Source organism: Streptomyces sp. NPDC048197, from assembly GCF_043202395.1.
Lineage (GTDB): Bacteria > Actinomycetota > Actinomycetes > Streptomycetales > Streptomycetaceae > Streptomyces > Streptomyces siderophoricus.
On sequence record NZ_JBIDAJ010000010.1, the window covers coordinates 176265 to 195598 of the forward strand.

Annotated in this window: 18 protein-coding genes and 1 pseudogene; 7 read left to right on the forward strand and 12 right to left on the reverse strand. The window is 74.7% G+C overall.

Going from position 1 to position 19334, the window contains the following annotated elements:
* Nucleotides 1-3 precede the first annotated feature (3 nt).
* Nucleotides 4-1383 (forward strand): cryptochrome/photolyase family protein, encoded by a 1380-nt coding sequence (locus ACGF4C_RS16490; protein WP_393566833.1) that lies wholly within the window; start codon nt 4-6, stop codon nt 1381-1383.
* Nucleotides 1384-1501: 118 nt separating this feature from the next.
* Nucleotides 1502-2446: a YihY/virulence factor BrkB family protein gene (locus ACGF4C_RS16495; RefSeq protein WP_393566835.1), complete on the forward strand. Its 945-nt coding sequence runs from the start codon at nt 1502-1504 to the stop codon at nt 2444-2446.
* Between the two features lie 39 nt (nt 2447-2485).
* Here the strand turns inward: ACGF4C_RS16495 and ACGF4C_RS16500 are convergent, their stop codons facing one another.
* Nucleotides 2486-2797: a 4a-hydroxytetrahydrobiopterin dehydratase gene (locus ACGF4C_RS16500; protein ID WP_393566837.1), complete on the reverse strand. Its 312-nt coding sequence runs from the start codon at nt 2795-2797 to the stop codon at nt 2486-2488.
* A 127-nt stretch (nt 2798-2924) separates the two neighbouring features.
* Between ACGF4C_RS16500 and ACGF4C_RS16505 the strand changes: the two genes are divergently transcribed.
* Complete coding sequence (locus ACGF4C_RS16505; protein WP_051823313.1) at nt 2925-3743, forward strand: helix-turn-helix domain-containing protein; 819 nt, start codon at nt 2925-2927, stop codon at nt 3741-3743.
* 12 nt (nt 3744-3755) lie between these two features.
* On the opposite strand, the gene ACGF4C_RS16510 is transcribed toward ACGF4C_RS16505, so the two are convergent.
* The 6 genes from ACGF4C_RS16510 to ACGF4C_RS16535 form a co-directional block, all read right to left on the reverse strand.
* Complete coding sequence (locus ACGF4C_RS16510; RefSeq protein WP_393566839.1) at nt 3756-4130, reverse strand: nuclear transport factor 2 family protein; 375 nt, start codon at nt 4128-4130, stop codon at nt 3756-3758.
* A gap of 135 nt (nt 4131-4265) precedes the next feature.
* Complete coding sequence (gene rfbB / locus ACGF4C_RS16515) at nt 4266-5246, reverse strand: dTDP-glucose 4,6-dehydratase (RefSeq protein ID WP_393566840.1); 981 nt, start codon at nt 5244-5246, stop codon at nt 4266-4268.
* A gap of 48 nt (nt 5247-5294) precedes the next feature.
* Nucleotides 5295-6683, reverse strand: coding sequence for an amino acid permease (locus tag ACGF4C_RS16520; RefSeq protein WP_393566842.1), 1389 nt, complete (start codon nt 6681-6683; stop codon nt 5295-5297).
* 264 nt (nt 6684-6947) lie between these two features.
* The gene (locus tag ACGF4C_RS16525) at nt 6948-8066 is read right to left on the reverse strand and encodes an MBL fold metallo-hydrolase (protein WP_393566844.1); all 1119 of its coding nucleotides are present in this window, start codon (nt 8064-8066) and stop codon (nt 6948-6950) included.
* A 70-nt stretch (nt 8067-8136) separates the two neighbouring features.
* Nucleotides 8137-9351 (reverse strand): aminotransferase class I/II-fold pyridoxal phosphate-dependent enzyme, encoded by a 1215-nt coding sequence (locus tag ACGF4C_RS16530; protein ID WP_393566846.1) that lies wholly within the window; start codon nt 9349-9351, stop codon nt 8137-8139.
* 117 nt (nt 9352-9468) lie between these two features.
* Nucleotides 9469-9915: a GNAT family N-acetyltransferase gene (locus ACGF4C_RS16535; protein ID WP_393566848.1), complete on the reverse strand. Its 447-nt coding sequence runs from the start codon at nt 9913-9915 to the stop codon at nt 9469-9471.
* A 48-nt stretch (nt 9916-9963) separates the two neighbouring features.
* Here ACGF4C_RS16535 and ACGF4C_RS16540 point away from each other — a divergent pair, with 48 nt between their 5' ends.
* The 3 genes from ACGF4C_RS16540 to ACGF4C_RS16550 all read left to right on the forward strand — a co-directional run bounded on the left by ACGF4C_RS16540 (nt 9964) and on the right by ACGF4C_RS16550 (nt 12876).
* Nucleotides 9964-11445 (forward strand): bifunctional phosphatase PAP2/diacylglycerol kinase family protein, encoded by a 1482-nt coding sequence (locus ACGF4C_RS16540; protein ID WP_393566849.1) that lies wholly within the window; start codon nt 9964-9966, stop codon nt 11443-11445.
* 123 nt (nt 11446-11568) lie between these two features.
* Nucleotides 11569-12384, forward strand: a complete 816-nt coding sequence (locus ACGF4C_RS16545) for a methyltransferase domain-containing protein (protein WP_393566851.1) — start codon at nt 11569-11571, stop codon at nt 12382-12384.
* Nucleotides 12385-12516: 132 nt separating this feature from the next.
* Nucleotides 12517-12876, forward strand: coding sequence for a VOC family protein (locus ACGF4C_RS16550; protein WP_393566853.1), 360 nt, complete (start codon nt 12517-12519; stop codon nt 12874-12876).
* A gap of 76 nt (nt 12877-12952) precedes the next feature.
* Here ACGF4C_RS16550 and ACGF4C_RS16555 read toward each other — a convergent pair whose 3' ends face one another.
* Both ACGF4C_RS16555 and ACGF4C_RS16560 read right to left on the reverse strand, forming a co-directional pair.
* Nucleotides 12953-13876: an NADP-dependent oxidoreductase gene (locus ACGF4C_RS16555; protein ID WP_393566855.1), complete on the reverse strand. Its 924-nt coding sequence runs from the start codon at nt 13874-13876 to the stop codon at nt 12953-12955.
* A 98-nt stretch (nt 13877-13974) separates the two neighbouring features.
* Nucleotides 13975-16105: pseudogene (locus tag ACGF4C_RS16560) on the reverse strand (DUF5107 domain-containing protein).
* 282 nt (nt 16106-16387) lie between these two features.
* On the opposite strand from ACGF4C_RS16560, the gene ACGF4C_RS16565 reads away from it, so the two are divergent.
* Nucleotides 16388-16723 (forward strand): DUF6204 family protein, encoded by a 336-nt coding sequence (locus tag ACGF4C_RS16565; RefSeq protein WP_393566857.1) that lies wholly within the window; start codon nt 16388-16390, stop codon nt 16721-16723.
* A gap of 46 nt (nt 16724-16769) precedes the next feature.
* On the opposite strand, the gene ACGF4C_RS16570 is transcribed toward ACGF4C_RS16565, so the two are convergent.
* From ACGF4C_RS16570 to ACGF4C_RS16580, 3 genes are all read right to left on the reverse strand, one after another.
* On the reverse strand, nt 16770-17165 hold the full coding sequence (locus tag ACGF4C_RS16570) for a glyoxalase superfamily protein (protein WP_393566859.1): 396 nt from the start codon (nt 17163-17165) through the stop codon (nt 16770-16772).
* 5 nt (nt 17166-17170) lie between these two features.
* Nucleotides 17171-17770 carry a GNAT family N-acetyltransferase gene (locus tag ACGF4C_RS16575; protein ID WP_393566860.1) on the reverse strand — a complete coding sequence of 200 codons (600 nt, stop codon included), beginning with the start codon at nt 17768-17770 and terminating at the stop codon, nt 17171-17173.
* Nucleotides 17771-17867: 97 nt separating this feature from the next.
* Nucleotides 17868-19325 (reverse strand): CoA transferase, encoded by a 1458-nt coding sequence (locus ACGF4C_RS16580; RefSeq protein WP_393566861.1) that lies wholly within the window; start codon nt 19323-19325, stop codon nt 17868-17870.
* Nucleotides 19326-19334 lie beyond the last annotated feature (9 nt).

Here is a 19334-nt window from a genome sequence, read left to right on the forward strand (position 1 = left end):
GCCATGGATGTGGCGATCTGTCTGTTCAGTTCCGATCTGCGGGTGCACGACCAGCCGGTGCTGCGGGCCGCGTTGCGCGCCGCGGCGCGGGTGGTGCCGCTGTTCGTGGTCGATACCGGCATCGCGCGGGCCGGGTTCGCGGTGCCCAACCGGGCCGCCTTCCTGGCCGGGGCGCTGGCGGACCTCGATGCGCAGCTGCGCGAACGGGGCGGCCAGCTGGTCCTCCGTACGGGCGATGTGGTGGCCGAGACCTGCCGGGTAGCGGCGGAGACCGGGGCCGGGGAGGTGCATCTCGCGGCCGGGGTGAGCGGCTACGCGCAGCGCAGGGAGCGGCGGTTGGCCGAGGCGCTGGCCGGTGCGGGGCGGGCGCTGGTCGTCCACGACGCGGTGATCACCGCCGTACCGCCGGGTGCGGTGCTGCCCGCCGGGCCGGGCCGGGACCACTTCGCGGTCTTCACGCCGTACTTCCGGCGCTGGCGGGCCGAGAAGCTGCGGGCGGTGCTGCCGGCACCGCGGGTGGTGCCGGTGCCGGAGGGGTTGCGGTCCGGGGCGGTGCCGTCGGCGGCGGAGCTGTGCCCGGGCGGCCGGCCGTCGCCGGCGCTCCCGGAAGGCGGCGAGCGGGCCGGCCGCCGCCGGTTCGCGTCCTGGCAGCGGTCCGGTCTCGCCGCTTACGAGGAGCGGCACGACGACCTCGCGGGCGATGCCACCTCGCGGCTGTCGCCGTATCTGCACTTCGGCTGTCTCTCGTCGGTGGAGCTGGTGCACAAGGCGTCCAAGCGGGCCGGGGCCGGGCCCGAGTCCTTCGTACGGCAGCTGGCCTGGCGGGACTTCCACCACCAGGTACTGGCCGCCCGCCCGGATGCGGCGGCCGCCGACTACCGTTCCCGGGGCGACCGGTGGCGGCGGGCGGACGCGGAGGTGGCGGCCTGGAAGGACGGCCGGACCGGGTTCCCGGTGGTCGACGCGGCGATGCGGCAGTTGCGGCACGAGGGGTGGATGCACAACCGGGCCCGCATGCTGGTGGCCGGCTTCCTGACCAAGACGCTGTACGTGGACTGGCGGGTGGGCGCCCGGCACTTCCTGGACCTGCTGGTGGACGGTGACGTGGCCAACAACCAGCTGAACTGGCAGTGGATGGCGGGGACCGGGACCGACACCCGGCCCAACCGGGTCCTCAATCCGCTCGTACAGGCCGGACGGTTCGACCCGGAGGGTGAATATGTGCGGCGGTGGGTCCCCGAGTTGGCGGGCCTCGACGGGCCCTCGGTGCACCGGCCGTGGCGGCTGAGCGGGCCCGAGCGCGCGGCGCTCGACTACCCGGAGCCGCTGGTGGACCTGGCGGACGCGGCACTGCGGTTCCGGCGCGCACGCGGGCAGGAGTAGCGGTACGGGCGGGAACGTCGCCGGGCCGGCGCACCGCGGGCGCAGGTCACCGTGGCGTGGGCGGTCCCGCCGGCGGGGGATGATGCAGGACGTACCGACGGAGAGGACGGATGACGACATGGGCGACACCGGGACGCGTCGCGGGATGGACCGGACACTGCTGGACCGGGCCCTGGGGGCGGCCGGGCCGCGGCAGCCGGCCACCCGTCCCACCTGGGCCCAGTGCCGCACCGCACTGCGCCGGACACCGCTGTCGGTGTGGCACGACGACGTCACGGACTGGGCGGCGAGCCTGACGTACTACTCGGTGCTGGCGCTGCTGCCGTCGCTGATCGTCACGGTGTCGCTGATCGGCCTGGCCGATCCGGCGGCCACCGAGCAGCTCGTCGACCAGATCAGTTCGCTGGCGCCGGCCGGGTCGGGCGGGACCGTGCACCGCGCGCTGGCCACCATGGCGCAGCAGCGCACCGCGGCGTGGGTGGTGGTGGGCGGTGCGCTGGTCAGCGCGCTGTGGTCGTCGTGCAGCTATCTGGCGGTGTTCCGCCGGGCGCTGCACGCCATGCACCGGACGAAGGACGACCGGCCGCCGTGGCGCAAGGCGCCGCGCATCCTGGCCACCGCGCTGCTGCTGATGGCGCTGCTGATCAGCAGCGCGGTGGCGCTGCTGGTGAGCGGGCCGATCGCGGCCTGGGCGGGCCGGGCGCTCGGGCTGGGCGATGCCGGTGAGGCCACCTGGAACGTGCTGAAGTGGCCGCTGCTGCTGGTCCTGGCGGCCGTGCTGGCCATGGTGCTGTTCCGGTCCGGGCCGCCGAGTTCGCGCGGGGTGCGGCGGGCGGCGCCCGGCGGTGTGGTCGCGGTGCTGCTGTGGCTGGTGTCGTCCGCGGGCTTCGCCGTCTACGTCGACTGCGTCGGCACCTTCAACCGGCTCTACGGCTCGCTGGCGGGGCCGGTGGTGTTCCTGATCTGGTTGTGGTTCTCGCACCTGTCGCTGCTGTCGGGCGCGCAGTTCAACGTGGAGCTGGCCCGGGCGGGCCGGGTGGTGAAGCCGCGCTCGGGCGACTGAGCGGGGCCCGCCCGGCGGGCCGGGCGGGTACCGCACCGGTCAGTGCGCGCCGTGTGCCCCGGCGATCTCCTCGATGCGGCGGGCCAGTTGGAAGTCGAGGTCGGTGACCTTGCCGCCGATGCTGTGGGTGTTCACCGCGACGGTCAGCCGGTTGTAGCCCAGCGTCAGATCGGCGTGGTGGTCCAACTCCTCCTGGATGCGGGCGATGTGGATGACCATCACGGCCGCCGGGAGGTGTCCTGGGAAGTGGTAGCCGCGGTGCAGCCGGTCGTCGTCGACGGACCAGCCCGGCAGCTCCGCGAGCCGTTCCTCGATCTCCTTCTCACCGAGCGGTTCCACCTGGGCGCCCATCGCGTTCCCCTCTCACCGGTGTCGTCCTGCCGCCGCCTCGCACGGTGACGTCCCGTCACACACGTGCCTCGACGGTTCCTGACAATTCGATCGTACGTCGGGCCGCCGATCGATTACCGTCATCGCCATGACGACTGTTGCGGCGCCGGCCCCGCCGGAGACGAGCACAGGGGTGGGCGCGCTGCTGCGCGAATGGCGCGACCGGCGCCGGATCAGCCAGCTGGAGCTGGCGCTGCGCGCCGACTCCTCCGCCCGGCACATCAGTTTCATCGAGACCGGCCGCTCCCGCCCGAGCCAGGAGATGGTGCTCCGCCTGGCCGAACACCTCGACGTCCCCGTACGCGAGCGCAATGCGCTGCTGATCGCCGCCGGCTACGCCCCCACCTTCCCCGAGACCCCGCTGGACGACCCCGCCATGGATGCCCTGCGCTCCGGTCTGGAACGGCTGCTGACCGGTTACGAGCCGTTCCCGGCGCTGGTGGTCGACGGGCTGTACACCGTCCAGGCGGCGAACCGCGGCATCACCATGCTGCTGTCGGACGTCGACCCGGCCCTCCTCACGCCGCCGCTGAACGCCATGCGGATCACCCTGCACCCGGGGGGCCTGGCGCCCCGCATCCGCAATTTCCTGGAGTGGCGCGAGCATCTGCTCGGCCAGATGGAGCGCCAGCTGGCCCTGATGCGGTCCGCGCCGCTGCGTGCGCTCTACGAGGAGGTGAGCGGCTATCCGCTGCCTCCGGGCGGCCGTGAGCGGGCGTCCTTCGGCGATCATGCGCCGTTCGCCCTGCCGATGATGATCGAGCACGACGGCCGGGTGCTGTCCTTCATCTCGACCATCGCCACGTTCAACACCCCGATGGATGTGACCGTTTCCGAACTCGCGGTGGAGACCTTCCTCCCCGCCGATCCGGAAACGGTCACCTATCTGCGTGAGCAGGCCGGATAACGGGCCCGCCCGTCACATGGCGGGCACCCGGTCCAGGAACCCCACCACGGTGCGGATCCGGCCGTCGTCGGCCAGTCGCGCCACGTCGAAGCCGGCGACCGGCGCCGTGCCGTCCGGCGCCACCAGCTCCCAGCCGAACCGCAGCACGTCGTGGTGCCCGTCCACGTCCCCCAGCTGCCGGAAGACGAACCCCGGGAACTGCGCGTGGGCCCCGGCGATCACCGCCGCCAGCCCGTCGTGGCCGGCCACGTCGGCCAGCGGGTCGGTGTAGGTGGCCTGCCCGTCGAAGGCCGCGGCGACGGCCTTCCCGAGCGCCTCCTCCTCGGTCGCGTTCCAGGCCTCGAAGTACCGTGCCACCGCGTCCGCGTACCGCTGCTGCTCCGTCATGATCTGCTCCTCGTCACGTGCGAAATCAGGTGGGATCGCGGTTCACGGGCCGGAGTGCGCCGGCCCGTGAACCGGTGCCCTCAGCTTGCCGGGCGGCGCGGCCGGGGTCGATGACGTCGGAGGTAATGGCCCTCGTCAGCGGGGGTGCGGGACGCGCAGCGGCTGCCACCAGCCGGGGTTGTCGCGGTACCAGGCGACGGTGCGCAGCAGTCCGGTGCGGAACGGCACCTGGGGGGCGTAGCCCAGCGCGCGCAGCTTGCGGTCGTCGAGGGCGTAGCGGCGGTCGTGGCCGGGCCGGTCGGCGACGTGGCGGATCCGGTCCGGGCCGGCGCCGCAGGCGTCCAGCAGCAGCTTGGTCAGGTGCAGATTGGTGAGTTCCTCGCCGCCGCCTATGTGGTAGACCTCGCCGGCGCGGCCGCGTTCCAGGACGAGGTGGATGCCGCGGCAGTGGTCGTCGACGTGCAGCCAGTCGCGGACGTGCCGGCCGTCGCCGTAGAGCGGCACGGTCCCGCCGGACAGCAGGGAGGTCACGAACAGCGGGATGACCTTCTCCGGGTACTGGTACGGCCCGTAGTTGTTGCTGCAGCGGGTGATGCTCGCGTCCAGCCCGTAGGTGCGGGCGTAGGACCGGACGAGGAGGTCGGCGCTGGCCTTGGTCGCCGCGTAGGGCGAGTTGGGCAGCAGCGGGCTCTCCTCGGTCCACGCCCCGTCCTCGATGGAGCCGTACACCTCGTCGGTGGAGATCTGGACGAAGCGCGGTACGCCGGTCCGGCGCACCGCTTCCAGGAGGGTGTGGGTGCCGAGCACGTTGGTGCGGACGAAGGCGTCCGCGCCGGCTATGGAGCGGTCGACATGGGACTCGGCGGCGAAGTTGAGCACCGCGTCGTGCCCGGGCAGCAGGTCGGCGAGCAGCGGGCCGTCGCAGATGTCGCCCTGGACGAAGGTGAGGCCGGGATGGTCGCGCACCGGCGCGAGGTTGGCCGGGTTGCCGGCGTAGGTGAGCTTGTCGAGCGCGGTGACCCGGACGTCGCAGGCGCCGGGGTACGCCCCGGTCAGCAGGGCGCGCACGTAGTGCGAGCCGATGAAACCGGCGGCACCGGTGACCAGCAGCCGCATCACGCCGTCCTCTCCGTCGGGGCGCCCGGGGCATTGTCCCCGGTGCGGTCACCCGGCAAGGCGCGCGGGCTCCGGGTCGTCCGTGCGGTCGGTCTCGGGGACCGCCGGACCGGCCGTGGGGGCCTGCCGGGTGGTGCGGCGGGCGGCCATCCAGGCGTAGACGAGGATGCCGGCGAAGAGGAACAGCACGCCCTGGTAGATCGCGGCGTAGCCGGCGCCGGCGACGAGCCAGAAGGTGAAGCCGAAGGCGGCCAGCGCGAGGGTCAGGTCGCGGGCGAAACGGGCCGGGCGGACCCGGTCGCGGCGGCCGGTGAGGAGGAAGTAGACCTGGGCGCCGGCGGCGAGGAGGTAGGGGACGGTGGCGGAGAAGGTGGTGATCAGCACCAGGATCTGGAAGACGCCGCCGGTGCCGAGGAAGTAGTTGATGACGGTCAGCGCGCTGGCGAGGATGCTTGCGGCGAGCACGCCGAAGGTGGGGACGCCGCGGCGCTTGACCAGGAACGGCGCGGGGAAGAGGCCGTCCTTGGCGGCGGCGTACGGCGACTGGGCGCTCATCAGCGTCCAGCCGTTGAGCGCGCCGATGATCGAGACGACGGCGGCGCCGGCGACGAGGGTGCCGCCCCAGTGGCCGCCGAACATCGCGTTCACCGCGTCCGAGAAGGGCGCCGTGGAGTTCACCAGCTTGGCGTGCGCGACGGTCCCGAAGACCGCGACGGTGCCCAGCAGGTAGACGACGGCGGCGCCGACGGTGCCGAGGACGGTGGCCCGGCCGACGTTGCGCTCCGGGTCGCGGACCTCGCCGGCGCTCATCGCCGCGGACTCCACGCCGACGTAGGAGTAGAGCAGGATCGCGGCGGCGGCGGACATCCCGCCGAGTGCGCTGCCGTGGCCGGCGTGGAACGGGCCCAGGTTGTGCGGGTCGAAGAAGAACAGTCCGACGACCGCGATGAAGAGCAGCGGGACGAACTTGAGGACCGTGGAGACCATCTGGACGGCGCCCACGTAGCGGGTGCCGGCGAAGTTGGCGAGGGCCGGCAGCCAGAGGGCGGCGAGCGCGACCAGCAGGTCGGTGCCGGCGGAGGCGTGGCCGGGGACGAGGACGTGCACATAGCCGACCGCGGCGACCGCGAGGGCGGCGTTGCTGACCCAGGTCATCGTCCAGTACGACCAGGCCGAGAGGAAGCCGGCGAAGTCGCCGAACGCCTCGCGCGCGTAGACGTAGGGCCCGCCGGTGTCCGGGTGGCGCTCGGCGAGCCGGCCGAAGACCAGGGCGAGGGCGACCGCGCCGATGGTGAGCACGCCGAAGGCGACCAGGCTGACGGTGCCGAAGGGGGCCACGGAAGCCGGGAGGAGGAAGATTCCGCCGCCGATGATGTTGCCCATCACCAGGCAGGTGGCGGTCCCGAGACCGAAGCGGCGGGTGTGCCGGTCGTGCATGGCGTGGTGGGCCTCTCGTCGTGCGCGGTGCACCCGGGGTTACCGAGCACCGGTAATGGTCGGTGATCGAACGGCCGGGGCCCAAATCAGCGGGATTTGTGCGGCGCAGGGTGGTCCGGCGCGGCAAAACCTTCGGGTGGCGGGGCGTCGGGCCGTATTTCGTCCACGGGGGCGCCGTGCGGGCCGGTCCGCTCCCCGAAGGCGTGCGCCGCACCGTGCCGGCAGTGGGAGCCGTCCCGCGGCGGTCCCGGCCGTACCGTCCCGTCAGCGCTCCGCCAGCACCCGGGACGCCCCCACGGGCAGGTCCCACAGGTCCTCGCGGGGGCGGCCGGTCGCCTCCCAGGCGGCGCGGACCCTGCGCAGCGGCTCCAGCGGCGGCTCGCCGGAGAGCAGGAACGTCGACCAGTGCATCGGCACCAGGGCGCGGGCGCCCAGGTCCTGACAGGCCCGGACCGCCTCCTCGGGGTCGGTGTGCACCGGGCGCAGCATCCAGCGCGGGTCGTAGGCGCCGATCGGCAGCAGGGACAGGTCGATGCCGGGGTAGCGGCGGCCGATCTCCTCGAACCAGTGGCCGTAGCCGGTGTCCCCGGCGAAGTGGACCCGCCGTCCGTCGGGGGCGGTGAGCAGCCAGCCGCCCCACAGGGAGCGGCAGGTGTCGGTGAGGGTGCGCTTGCTCCAGTGGTGGGCGGGGACGAAGTCGAGGCGTACCGGGCCACCGGGTGCGGGGAGTTCGACCGCCTCCCACCAGTCGAGGTCGGTGACGTGGCGGAAGCCGCGCCGGCGGGCCCAGCAGGCCAGGCCGGCGGGCAGCAGCAGCGGGGTGTGCCGGGGCAGCCGCTTGAGGGTGGGGATGTCGAGGTGGTCGTAGTGGTTGTGGCTGATGAGGACGGCGTCGACCGGTGGCAGGTCCTCCCAGCGGACGCCGACGGGGGTGACCCGGGGCGGGGTGCCGAGGATCTTGCGGGACCAGACCGGGTCGGTCAGGAGGGTGAGTCCGGCGATCCGGATGACCCAGCTGGCGTGGCCGGCCCAGGTGAGGGCGAGGGTGGTGGGGCCGGCGGCGGGCAGCGGGCCCGGCTCGAACGGCAGCTGCTGGATCTCCCGGAGGGTTTCGGGGGCCGGGCGCAGTTTGCCCTCGCGGGCGATCCGGGCCAGTGCGCGGACGCCGGGCAGCGGGGCGGTCAGCCGGTCGGTGAAGTCCCGGGGCCAGCTGCGGGTTTCGCGCAGCGGGCGGGGCTCGGCGAGGGGCGGCGGGGTGTCGGTGACCGGTACCGGGGCGGTGGCCGGGGCGGTGCCGGGGTCCGCCTGCCCGCCCGGTCCGGCGCCGGTGCCGCCCCGGTGGTCGGCGGACTCGGCGAGGGAGCGCTCGGTCTGTTCGGTCATCGAGGGGCTCCATTCGGTGGACAGAACCGGGGCGGTTCACAACGGGGTCGGGGCGCGCAGGGCCGGTGGATCAGCCGCCCCCGGCGGCGGTGAGCGCGGCCAGGGCGCGCGAGAGGGCGGTCAACGCCTCGGTGATGTGCGGGAGTTGGAGCGGGTCGGGGGCGTCCAGGACGCGTTGCCGCAGCTCCTGGTCGGCACCCAGCAGGGCCTCGGTGCCCAGCCGGACCCGCAGCGCGCCCGGGTCGTCGCCGAAGCGGTGCCCGCCGCGCGCCGCCCACGGCGCCAACTCCCGTTCCAGCGCGGTGGATTCGACGATGCCGTGGGCGGTGAGGGGGCGCCGCAGCGGTTCCAGGTCGGCGTAGAGGTGGCTGCCGGCGCGCGGCGGCCGGCAGAGCGCGCCCGCCTCGGTGAGGGCGTGGTGGAGGGCGGCGGTGAGCACACCGTGGATCCGGGCGACGGTGGCCGTCCGGGCCCGTACGGTGTCGGGCTCGCCGAGCGCATGGGTCACGGCGCAGGCCAGCGGTCCCGGCAGCGGGCTGCGGAGCGCGCCGAGCACCTCCAGGGTCGCGGTGCGCAGCTCGGCGCCCCGGCGGGTGTCCGGGAAGCGGGCCAGCGCGGCGGGCCAGGAGGCGGGCAGCAGGGTGGCGCGCAGGTCGGTGATCACCACGACCTCGCCGGGCAGCATCTCGGCGGGGCTGAGCAGCACGGTGTCGTGCGGTTCGTGCAGCAGGTCGCGGCGGGTCTCGTCACTGAGGACCCACATCCCCTCCCCGGCCGCCGCCTCGCACACCTCGTGCAGCTGCTCGGGCGCGGGGCAGGTCCCGGTCGGGTCGTCGGGGACGGAGAGCACCAGCACCCGCGGGGGGTCGCCGTGCTCGCGGGCCCGGCGGACGGTCTCCAGCAGCGCGAACGGGTCGGGCAGCCCGCCGGACTCCGCGGGTACCGGGGCCCGGTGCACCGCCCGGCCGAGCAGCCGGGCGGGCGGTGCGTACGACTCGGAGCAGGGCCGGGGCAGGACCACGGCGCCGTCGGCGGCGGCGTACAGCGCGAGCAGCAGCGGGGTCGCCCCGGGTGCGGCGAGGATCTGGCCGGGGCCGGTGGCCAGGCCGCGGCGTTCCCAGTGGCCGGCGGCGGCGGAGCGCAGCGGGGCGCCGCCGCCCGGGGGTTCGGCGTCGGTACGGCCGGCGGCCGCGGCGAGGTGCGCGGCGAGGTCCGGGAGGACCGGCAGGCCCACCGGAGGGTCCGGGTCCGGCTCAGGCCGCGGATCGGGGGCGGTCCGCTGCATCCGTACCTCCACTCCACGACGGCGGGTCGATCGTGGGCCCATCACATGATGGGCGGCCCCGTCCACCTTCGCAGATCACGCCGGTGCCGCCCGGGGGCGACACGTCAGCGACGGGGCCTAATGGCCCGGGCCACCCACCCGCTCGTAGCGGTGCACCGTCACCGTCTCCCCCGCTCCCCAGTCCTGCTGCTCCGTGGCGCGGCGGACCCAGCCGCGCCGCTCGTAGAGGGCGATGGCCGCGGTGTCGGTGGCCTTCACCTCCAGCACGGGGCGCAGTCCGCGGGCCGCCGCGGCGTCCTCGACGGCGCCGAGCAGGCGTCCGCCGTGGCCCGCGCCGCGGGCGCCGGGGGCGACGTAGAGGCGGCTGATCTCGCGTCCGCACAGCGCGCCGTGGCCGACGATCCGGCCGGCCGACAGGGCGACCCAGGCGGCGGTCAGTCCGTCGGGGGTCAGCCAGCGCGCCGGGTCGTCCGGCCAGTGGTGCGGATATCCGCTGTGCGCGTGTACCTCGGCCAGTACGGCCGTGCAGGCGTCCAGGTCGGTGGCCCGTCGTCTCCTCAGCACCGGATGATGGAAGCACAGTTCCGGGCGGGAGGGGGTAGGAGGTGCCGCATGCGAACGCTCTTGAGCAGACTCGACCGGCGGACCTTCGACCTGATCGCCACCCGTGAGTGGCCCGGGGCGCAGCGGGTGCTGCCCCGGCTGACCCGCAGCGCCAACCACGGGCTGTTGTGGTTCGGCATCGCGGCGGGTGCGGCGGCGCTGGGCGGGCGGCCGGCGCGGCGGGCCGCGCTGCGCGGGGTGGCGTCCCTGGCCGTCGCCTCGGCCACGGTGAACACGCTCGGCAAGCGCTCGGTGCGCCGGCAGCGGCCGCTGCTGGACGCGGTGCCGGTGATACGGCAGCTGACCCGCCAGCCGTTCACCTCCTCCTTCCCGTCCGGGCACGCCGCCTCGGCGGCGGCCTTCGCGACCGGGGTGTTCTTCGAGAACAAGTGGTGGGGCCTGGCGCTGGCGCCGGTCGCCGTCTCGGTGGCGTTCTCCCGCATCTACACGGGCGTGCACTATCCGGGTGATGTGCTGGCGGGTGCCGCGCTGGGTGCGGGGGCGGCGTTCGCGGTACGGGGCCTGGTGCCGACCCGCGCCCAGCTGGCGCCGCCGGCCCGGCCGCGTGCGGAGGCGCCCGCGCTGCCCGGCGGCCGGGGGCTGGTGGTGGTGGCGAACCCGGGCTCCGGGCAGCGCACGGGCCAGCGCCCGGACCGGGCCGCCGAGGTGCACGCGGTGCTGCCGGAGGCCGAGGTGGTGGTGTGCGACGGGTCGGAACAGCTGCCGCTGGACGAGGCGCTGGAGGCCGCCGCGGAGCGGGCCCGGGAGCTGGGCGGCGCGCTGGGGGTGGTCGGCGGGGACGGCACGGTCAACGCCGCAGCGACGGTCGCGGTGCGGCACGGGCTGCCGCTGGCGGTGCTGCCCGGCGGCACCGCCAACCACTTCGCGTACGACCTGGGGATCGAGAGCTTCGCGGAGGCGGCACGGGCCGTGCAGAGCGGGGAGGCGGTCGCGGTCGACCTGGCGCGCTTCCGGACCGGCCCGCACCGGGAGGGGCGCTATTTCCTCAACACCTTTTCGGTGGGCGTCTATCCGGAGCTGGTGCGGATCCGGGAGCACTGGGCGGGCCGGATCGGTGCCTGGCCGGCGGGGGTGCTCGCGGCGTGGGAGGTGCTGCGCTCCGCGGAACCGATGTCGGTGCGGATCGGCGGCGAACTGCGCTCGGTCTGGCTGCTGTTCGTGGGCAACTGCCAGTACCGGGGGCTGGGTTTCGCACCGGTGCGCCGGCACGACCTGGCGGACGGGGTGCTCGACGTACGGGCGGTGCACGGCGGCCGGCTGGCCCGCACCCGGCTGCTCGCCGCGGCCCTGATGGGCACGCCGCGCCGCTCGCCGGTGCTCGGCGAGGCGCGGTTGCCGCGACTGCGGATCGGCGGGCTCGGGGACACCGCGGCGGTCGCGTACGACGGTGAAGTGGCCATGTCGGGTGGCGAGTTGACGTTGGAGAAGGAGCGCGAGGCGCTGACGGTGTATCGACTGCTGCCCGACTGAGCGGCACCTCGACCCGGTGGGCCGGACGCCCGGCCGGTGATCACATTCTGAGACGGGACTCTCAAGATACGAGATCGACGCGTACCGTGGGTGGCACACCGACGCATGCGAAGGAGTGCCCCCATGCCGCAGGAGTCCGCCGTCTACACGCACGGCCACCACGAGTCCGTACTGCGCTCCCACACCTGGCGCACCGCGGCCAACTCGGCCGGGTATCTGCTGGATTCGCTGAAGCCGCACATGCAGGTCCTGGACATCGGCTGCGGCCCCGGCACGATCACCGCCGATCTGGCCGCACTGGTGCCGGACGGCCAGGTCACCGGGCTGGAGCGGGCGCCGGAGGTGCTGGACCAGGCACGTGCCACCGCCGCCGCGCGCGGGGCCGACAACACCCGGTTCGTGGTCGGCGACGTCCACGCACTGGACTTCCCCGATGACACGTTCTGCGTGGTGCACGCCCATCAGGTGCTGCAGCACGTGGGCGATCCCGTGCAGGCGCTGCGGGAGATGCGCCGGGTGACCAGGCCGGGCGGGATCGTCGCCGTCCGCGATGCGGACTACTCGGCGATGACCTGGTACCCCGAGGTCCCCGGCATGACCGACTGGAAGCAGCTGTACCTGCGGGTGGCCCGGGCGAACGGCGGCGAGCCGGACGCCGGGCGCCGGCTGCACGCCTGGGCCCGGCAGGCCGGCTTCGCCCCGGAGGCGGTCACCGCCACCACGGGCACCTGGTGCTACCGGACGCCGGAGGAGCGGTCCTGGTGGAGCGAACTGTGGGCGGACCGCACGGTCAGTTCGTCGTACGCCCGGATCGCGGTGGACGGCGGGCACGCCACCGAGGCCGAACTGCGGCGGATCGCGGAGGCCTGGCGGGCCTGGGGCGCCGAGGAGGACGGCTGGTTCGGCGTCCTGCACGGCGAGATCCTGTGCCGGGTGTGAGCCCGGTCCCGTCCCCGGCCGGCGCGCCGGGGACGGCCTCCGGGAGGTCGCACCGTCCCGCTGCGGGTGCGGACGGTCCGATCACGGTCAGGTGATCGCGCACCGGCCGGAGGCCCAACTAGGGTGGTTCCTATGGACATTCTGGGGACCTCGCTGCGGGTGTGCGTCGGTGATCTCAATGCCGCGATCGGCGTCTACGAACGGCTCACGGGCGCGGAGGCGATCCGCTTCCAGCGTGGCGGTGTGTCGGTCGCGGCCGTCGGCTGCTTCTTCCTGATGAGCGGCCCCGAGGCGGAGTTGTCGGTACTGCGGAAGATCACCGCGACCCTCGCCGTGGCGGACGTGGACGCGGCGGTGGCCGATCTGACGGCGGTCGGCGCGGACATCATCGCCGGGCCGGTGCCGACGCCGATCGGCCGGAATGTGGTGGCCCGTCATCCGGACGGTGCGATCTTCGAGTACGTCGACCGCAAACAGGCCGCGGAAGCCTGACGGACTCCCCGGCGGCCCGCTCCCCCGTCCAGCGCACCCGCTCGGGACGGCCCCTTACAGGCTCTCCCGGGCTCTCTCAGGACACCCCCAGGACGATCTTGCCGCGGGCCCGTCCGGCCATGCTCCGCCGCAGTGCCTCGGGCGCCTCGGAGAGCGGGTACACCGCGTCGACCGCCACGGTCAGCTTCCCGGCGTCCGCCAGGGCGCCGAGGGCGGTCAGGTCGCCGCTGTCCGGGCGCACCCACACCAGATGGCCGCCCTTCTCCTTGACCTCGCCGTCGGCGATGGACGCCACCCGGCCGCGGTCCTTGAGGAGCTCCTGCGAGACGTCCACCACGCCGCCGCCGACGAAGTCCAGCGCCACGTCGATGCCGTCGGGTGCCAGCGCCCGCACCCGGTCGGCGAGCCCGTCGCCGTAGGTGACCGGCTCGGCGCCGAGGGACCGCAGGAAGTCGTGGTTGCGCTCGCTGGCCGTACCGATGACGCGGAGGCCCTGGGCGACGAGGATCTGCACACCGAGCGAGCCGACACCGCCCGCCGCGGCGTGCACCAGGGCCGTCTCGCCCGCCTTGGCGCCGACCCGCGCCGCGGCCTGATAGGCCGTCAGCCCGGCCAGCGGCAGCCCGGCGGCCTGCTGCCAGCTGAGCGCGGCCGGCTTGCGCGCCAGGGTCCGCACCGGCGCGGCGACCAGCTCGGCGTACGTGCCGTGCTGGAGGTCGTCCTTGCGGACGTAGCCGATGACCTCGTCACCGACCGCGTACTCGGGGGCGTCCGCGCCGACCGCCTCGACCACACCCGCCACGTCCCAGCCCGGGACGAGCGGGAAGTGGACGTTCAGCATCGGGTCGAGATAGCCCGCGAGGGCCTTCCAGTCCACCGGATTGACCCCGGCCGCCCGGACCCGGATCAGGACCGAGTCCGGGCCCACCTTCGGGTCGGGGAGGTCGGAGTAGGTGAGGACGTCGGGGTCGCCGTAGCGCTGTGTGCTGATTGCCTTCATGCCCGGCCACAACACGGGACGGTCCGGGATCATTCCGGACCCGCGCACACGTTCACCGGATCGGGCGTACGGGCCCGGCGCACCCGGAGGGAGGCCGGCTACACCGGCCGCATCCGGTACTCGTAGGCGTCCGGGAGCGGATGCGCGGACCGGGCCCTGGCGCGTACCTCGTCGGTGACCGGTCCGCCGGACGCGGTCAGCCGCTCGGCGATCGCGAACCAGGTGTCGCTGAGCGTCTCGTCGCCCTCCCGCAGATCGGCGATCTCGAAGCCGGCGTCGAAGACCTCCCGGGCCGCGCCCGGCCGGTCCTGGGCGAGCAGGACCTGGGCGGTCAGCAACCGGAAGCGGCCCTCGGCGGCGACCCGCTCCGGCAGCCCGGCCAGCAGCCGCGCCGCCTCCTCGGTACGGCCGGCGGTGAGCAGTGCGGGCACCGCCTCCCGGACGAGGGCGGGCAGCGTGGCACGCCAGGTACGGGCGGCCGGACCGTCCGCGGCGGCCGCCGCGGCCACCGCGTCGCAAGCCTGCGCGTACCGGTCGGCGGCCCGCGCCGGTTCGCCCGCCGCGGACTCGGCGACGGCCAGGCAGTAGAGCGGCAGGACGCCTGCCTCGGGGCGACGGGGCAGGACGCCTGCCTCGGCGGCGGTGGCGCCGCGCCCGCGCTTCCCGGCTCCCGCCTCAGGATCGGTGGCCCGGCCCGGGCCCCCACCGCCCTGCCCGACCGCCCGTTCCCAGCTGCGGACCGCCTGGGCGCGGTCGCCGGCCTGCCACTGGGCGAGGCCGAGGTGGTAGTCGGTGGCCGGGCCCGGCGGGGCGGACTCCAGCAGGTCGCGCCAGGCCGGGGCGGTCGGCGCCGGGCCGGGCAGCGGTCCGCCGGGCGGCAGTTCTCCGGTCCTCAACAGGGCGAGCCAGGGCTCCTGTTCGGGCCCGAGGGTGGCCGGGTCGAACGGCGTACCGGGCAGCGGGAAACCGGCCCGGGCCACCTCCAGCGCACCCCAGCCCGACCCGGTGGCCAGCACTTCCTTCGGCTCCCGGTCGGCGTACGGCAGCCAGGCCGCGTACGCCGCGTCGACGTCCACCCGCGGCAGGGCCGCCGCCAGCCCGGCGGCGACCGCCTCGCGGGCCGCCGCCCAGTCCGCGCCGTGCACCACCGCGGGGTCGGCGGCCAGCGGCCCGTACGCCTCCAGCCAGGCGAAGGCACCGCCGGGGTCCAGGGGCACGTGCTCCAGCTGGGTACGGGCGAGCCCGGCCTGGATCTCGGCGTAGCCGCCGGTGCCCGGCTCGGTGAGCCACTGCTGCCAGCGCCGCCCGGCCCGGCCGGTGCCCCACAGGAAGAGCTTGCGGCCGCGCAGCACGTCGGTGGACGTCTGGACCAGGCCCCGGCCGGCCGCGTCGAGCGAGGTGATCCAGCGACGGGCGCCGTCGGGCACCTCGTAGAAGTAGTCGGCCGGGAACTCGCTGCTCCCCGGGTATGTGCGGTCGGCGCCGTCCGACTCCGGGACCGGGACCCGGCGCAGGGTCCGCTCGTAGCCGAAGAGCCAGGCCTCGTCGGCGGGCGCCAGGACGCGGGTGCCCGCCCCTTCGGGGACCGCGGTGTTGGACCACCAGTAGACGGGCACGGTGTGGTGGTGCGGGTTCCGGATCCGTACGCCCACGCGCAGGAAGTCGGAGCCGTCCGGCAGCCACAGGTCCACCTGGAAGGGCAGATCGCGCAGCCGCTCCCATTCCCACAGCCGGAGCATCTCACCGCCGTCCGGCGCCGGGACCCGGGCGGCGTGCAGGGGGGGCGCAGGAGAGGGTGGTGTGGCCGGTGGCGCCGATGTTCCATTCGATGCCGCCGGAGAACCACGCGCCGTTGAGGGCGAACGCGGCGGGCTGCAACACCGGGTTCCGGTAGAGCAGTTCGCGGTCGGTGGGCTTGTGGTACAGGGAGTACACCCGGCCACCCAGCGCGGGCAGGACGGTGGCGCGCAGCCGGTCGTTCTCGATGACCAGGGCGTCGAGGTCGGTGCTGCGGCGGTCGCGGCCGTATCCGTCGCGCCGCGCGACCGGCAGGATCGACGTCAGCGGCCGGTACCCGATCCGGCGCGCCATGTCGGTGGGCAGCCCGGCGTCCCGGGGGATGTGCACGCGGTGCACGTCGTGGCCGCCTTGGAGGGCGGGGAGGGGGTTGTCCGGACCGAGGGGGGCGGCGGGAAGGGTCAGGGTGGTGCGTCGCACGCTCGTGGCCACGGCTGCCTCGCAGGGGGATGGGCCACCTCGGCGTCGGCGGCCTCCTGTTGACCATGGAACCGCCTGCTCGCCGGTCTGAACAGGGCTTCTTCCGGCCCGCGGGGTCAGGGTTACGCAAAGGAAGGCCCCGGGAACGGTGCGATGCGGTCCGGGGAACGGTGCCGATGCCGCCCCGGGAACGGTGCGATGCAACCGCATCGGAAAATCGGGGGCGCCGGCGGGCACCGCCGCATAGCCTGGCGCTCCCGGCCCACTGACGCAGCGACAGGAGACGCGAGGACCATGGCGACCCAGCACACCTACCGGGTGATCGTCCGCGGCAAGTGGGACGGTCTGACGGCCGCGTCCCGGGCGAAGCTGCTCGCCGAGGCCGACCGACACGGGCTGTCGCAGTACCGTTTCACGCCCGAGGGCGCGCTGGCCTACGACGCCGCGCTGCACTCGTTCAGCTACCGCTGCGTCATCGTCTCGGACGCCGCGGACGGCGAGGAGATGGCGGCCGCCCTCGGCGAGGAGAAGGCGGAAGCGGCACTGACCGCGGCCGGCCTCGGGTACCGCGACCTGCGGTCCACGGCCACCGACATGGACACCATGAAGATCAACCGCAAGTCCCGGTGACCGGGGGCCGGTCCGGAGCGGGCCCGGACTCCTCCCCGGACTCCGGCTAGGGCTCCGGCTCGGGCTCGGGCTCGGGCTCGGTGAAGCGCAGCCGGTTGCCGAAGGGGTCGATGAGGGTGAGGGACCACCCGGTCTCGTCGCGCTCCAGACCCGGCCGCAGAGAGGGGTAGTCCTTCGCGGCCAACTCGGCGTGCAGCGCGCGCACCCCGGTCAGCTCCGTGTACACCACCCCGCCGGGCGTCCCGTCGCCGTGGTGCTCGGACAGGTGCAGCACGAGGTTGCCCCGTGAGACCTGGGTGTAGAGCGGCATCCCCGGCTCGAAGCGGTGCTCCCAGTCGACGGTGCAGCCGAGGTAACCGACGTAGAACTCATGGACCTTGGCCACGTCGAAGATGCGGAAGACCGGCACCGTGCGGCCGAAGGTCACGTCCGTGGTGGGCACCGGCGTCACGCCTTCCCTTCCGTGGCGGTCTCCCCGCCGGTGGCCGGTTCCCCCTCCGTGGCCGACTCCGTGACCATCTCACTGGTGATCGCCCAGCGTTCGTGGTCGCGCCAGGCGCCGTCGATGAAGAGGAAGTCCGGGGAGAACCCCTCCCGGCGGAAGCCGGCGCGCCGGACGAGGGCGAGCGAAGAGGCGTTCTCCGGCTGGATGTTGACCTCCAGCCGGTGCAGGCCCAGCGCGCCGAAGGCATGGTGGAGCACCAGGCGCAGCCCCTCGCTCATCAGGCCGCGGCCGGCGGCGTGCGCGAAGGCGCCGTAGCCGATCGCACCGCAGCGGAAGGCGCCGTGCACGATGTTGTTGATCGTGAGGTAGCCCGCGATCCGGCCGGTGGTGAGCTCGCAGATCAGGAAGCCCTCGCGCTGGGGCTCCTGCAGCCTGAGCAGATAGGCGTCAAAGGCGGCGGCGTCGGTCGGCGGGTAGAGCCACGGCCGGTGCAGCTCGGCGCTGGCGCGCGCCCCGGCGGTGAACTCGTCCCGGTCGGCGGCGGTGAGGGGCCGGATGCCCACCCGCGGTCCGCGCGCGAGGTAGCGGTGGTTGATCGTCACCGGCAAATCGTACGGACGGTCGCACGGTACGGCCAGCGATTACGGTCGGCGATACGGTCGGCGTCCCACCCTCAGCACCCTCTCTCGGCGTCGCCTCTCAGCGCCACACCGGGGCGTCCGCGGCCACCCGGCCGGGTGGGGTCGCCCAGGTGTCCGGCGCGCCGTCGAAGGAGACCGGCGGCACGGCGTGACGCAGCCGGCCGAGCGGACCGGCGGTCTCCCGGAGGTGGTCCGCCGGGTCGTACCCGCGGTCGCCGGGCGCGGCGGCATCGGACGGCGTACGCCCGGGTCCGTTCATGAGCCCGTCCTTCCCCTCCCCGTCCGACAGGTCGTGCATCAGCCAGTGGGCGGTGCCGGCCAGGGAGACGGTGGCGAGGAAGGAGCCGCCGGTGCGGTTCTGTTCGGTCAGTGCGCGGAGTACCGCGGCGGCCAGCAGATAGCCGGTGCCGTGGTCGAGGGCCTGGGCGGGGAGCGCGCCAGGGGTCCCGTCCGGGCCCGCCTCGAGGGCGGCGATGCCGCAGGCCACCTGTACCAGGCTGTCGAAGCCGCGCCGCTCGCCCCAGGGGCCGTCGTGGCCCCATGCGGAGAGGCGGGCCACCACCAGCCCGGGGCGGCGGGCGGCCAGCTCCTCGGGGGCCAGGCCGAAGCGGTCGAGGGCGCCCGGACGGTAGCCGGTGACCACGACGTCGGCGCGGGCGAGCAACTCCTCGAAGGTGGCCCGGCCGGCGGCCGAGCCGAGGTCGAGGGCGGTGGACCGCTTGCCGAACCCGGTGTCGCTGTGCGCGTCCTGGCTCTCCGGCAACTGCGGGGCGTCGATGCGCAGCACGTCCGCGCCGAGCAGGGCGAGGGTGCGGGTGGCGACCGGGCCGGCGATCACCCGGGTCAGATCGAGGACCCGCAGACCGGCGGCGGGCCGCACCGGGTGTCCCGCGAGCGGCGGCAGGACGCGCGGCGGTCCGCCGGCGTCGAGCGGGCCCAGGGTCAGCAGCGGACGGGCGGCCACCGCCGCGCCCTGCGGATGCCGCGCCCACTGTCCGGGCGTACGCACCGCGACGGCCAGTCCGCCGGCCGCGTACACGGTCTCCTCGATCTCCTCGGCCGCGCGCCCGGCCAGCTCGTCCTCGACCTCCGGGGCCCCGGCACCGTCCGGCAGACCGAGCGCCCGGAGCAACCGGGCGCGGTGGTGCGGGTAGTTGGCGTGGGTCCGCACCCAGCCGTCGGCGGCCCGCCAGAAGCGGGACAGCGGCGCGAACGCCGACACCGGGCGGCCGTCGATCCGGAGGTGCCGTTCACTGACGAAGGCGGTGGCGACCGCTCCCTCGTCGACGCGTACGGCGGGTACCGGGCCGCCGCGGCGTGCCGCCGCCAGCTCGGCCGCGGCGAGCGCACACACGGCCACCGTGCCCCGCGCCAAGGTGCCCACCGCGAGCCGCGCCGGCAGCAGACCGCCCGGTCCGCGGTACCCGACCCGCTCGATGAGTCCCGGCTCACCCCCGAGCGCCGCCCACGCCGACGCGGTGCCGCGCCCGCCCCCGTCACCCTGTCGTTGCCCCATACAGGCAGT